Source organism: Enterococcus sp. VV15 (assembly GCF_005236045.1).
Lineage (GTDB): Bacteria > Bacillota > Bacilli > Lactobacillales > Enterococcaceae > Enterococcus_B > Enterococcus_B durans.
This window is the reverse complement of the sequence record NZ_QPTY01000091.1, coordinates 1-1,478: the sequence shown is the minus strand read 5'-3', so window position 1 is coordinate 1,478 and position 1,478 is coordinate 1. Positions and strand designations below refer to the sequence as shown.

Genomic DNA, 1,478 nt, shown 5'->3' with positions numbered 1-1,478 from the left:
GGAAGTGAAATGACCTCTTTTGTATCAAATATGAATTCTCCAGTACCTGCTGAAGCACATCCGTACCAATCTATATCGACAAATTCTTCTTTTTGTTCTTTCAATTCTCTGTATCTTTGAAGAGAATGAATTTTATTGTTTTGTCCAGGATTTTGCTGCTCTTCCAATTCATGTTTAGCAAAGTCATAGACTTTTTGTTGTCGAGGTGGGGTGAGTTGAGAAGAAGCTTCAGTGATTAGAGATAGTAGAGAGCTTTTCTTTTTTTCTACATCGAATCCCATTAACCACGGTTCGCTGACACCTAAAGTTTTAGCTAATAAAACTAATTTCTGTTGATCAGGGTTAGATTTACCACTAACATATTGAGATAAAGCGCTTTTTCCCATTTTAATACCTAATTTTTTTTGAAATGGCAAAGATTTATTTAGAATATCTATTTGTTTTAAATTTTGCTCTCTCATAATTTGTTTTAATCTTGTTGAAGTATTTTCTCTCATAAATCTATTCACCACCTTTTGTTTGTATTATATATAGTATTGAACTTAAATTCAATAAAAAAAGTTTAATTTTCTTGAACTTTTTTTATTGACAAGTAAATTTCAAGGAGGTAAGATATAAATATAAAGTTCAAATAATTTGAACAAAAAAGAGGGGGGAGCTAGTATGTCTTTTGATTATTCGAAGTTGACAGGTAAAATTATTGAGTTATATAAAACTCAACATAATTTTTCGATTGCTATTGGATTATCAGAAAGAAGTTTGTCTTTAAAATTGAATAATAAAGTTAGATGGAAAGACACAGATATTAAGAAGGCATGTGAATTGCTTGGTATCGATGATGAAGATGTAGGTGAATATTTTTTTAAACAGAAAGTTCAAATTATTTGAACTATAAGTGTACTAGTTGAAACATTAAAAGTACTTTTTTACTAACGATGTCAAACAACCAGCGTAGGAGGTGTAATCTATGCAACTAAACATTCCAGATGAAATAGTTCAAAACGAATTAGCAAGCAATATTACTTTTATTGTTTTAAAAGAAATTGAAAAGCGATCCAGCTTGTTGACTAAAACTGTTGAATTACCACCTTACCCGAATAAGTCTCAAGTAAAAGAAATATTGAGAATTGGCGATGATAAATTAAGCGGTTGGATTTCAAAAGGTTTAAAGATTCAACAATGGAGCGAACAAGATATTCGAATTGAACGAAATGAATTACAACGATTTTTAAAAGAAACTTTTGAAATTTAACTATTTAAATTTGTTCTACACGCACCACTTCCGAAAAGAGGAGTTGCGATTTCCTTCAAAAACTACAAAAAACACAGCACATATACCTACTTGCATGAGCAACTCCTCTTCTTGGAGGTGGTGACGGTGAGATACGAAGGAGGGTTGATATGAAGAAAGAAGAGAAAATGGGAATTTTAAATGAAGAAAATTACACAAGATTAATCGTTGAAACAGAAGAAGGTGA

The 1,478-nt window shown here is 30.8% G+C and carries 3 protein-coding genes; 2 read left to right on the top strand and 1 reads right to left on the bottom strand.

Annotated features, from left to right (window positions below; genetic code table 11):
* Positions 1-497, bottom strand: a 497-nt coding sequence (locus DVW83_RS14615) for a helix-turn-helix domain-containing protein (RefSeq protein ID WP_137239666.1), incomplete at its 3' end; no start/stop codon positions are given.
* Positions 498-663: 166 nt separating this feature from the next.
* On the opposite strand from DVW83_RS14615, the gene DVW83_RS14610 reads away from it, so the two are divergent.
* Positions 664-888: a DUF739 family protein gene (locus tag DVW83_RS14610; protein ID WP_096710571.1), complete on the top strand. Its 225-nt coding sequence runs from the start codon at positions 664-666 to the stop codon at positions 886-888.
* Positions 889-967: 79 nt separating this feature from the next.
* The gene (locus DVW83_RS14605) at positions 968-1,252 is read left to right on the top strand and encodes a hypothetical protein (protein WP_137239663.1); all 285 of its coding nucleotides are present in this window, start codon (positions 968-970) and stop codon (positions 1,250-1,252) included.
* The last annotated feature ends 226 nt before the right edge of the window (positions 1,253-1,478 follow it).

Coding starts and splice junctions, on each gene's coding strand:
- DVW83_RS14605 (WP_137239663.1), top strand. CDS start 968: ATGCAACTAAACATTCCAGATGAAATAGTTCAAAACGAATTAGCAAGC.
- DVW83_RS14610 (WP_096710571.1), top strand. CDS start 664: ATGTCTTTTGATTATTCGAAGTTGACAGGTAAAATTATTGAGTTATAT.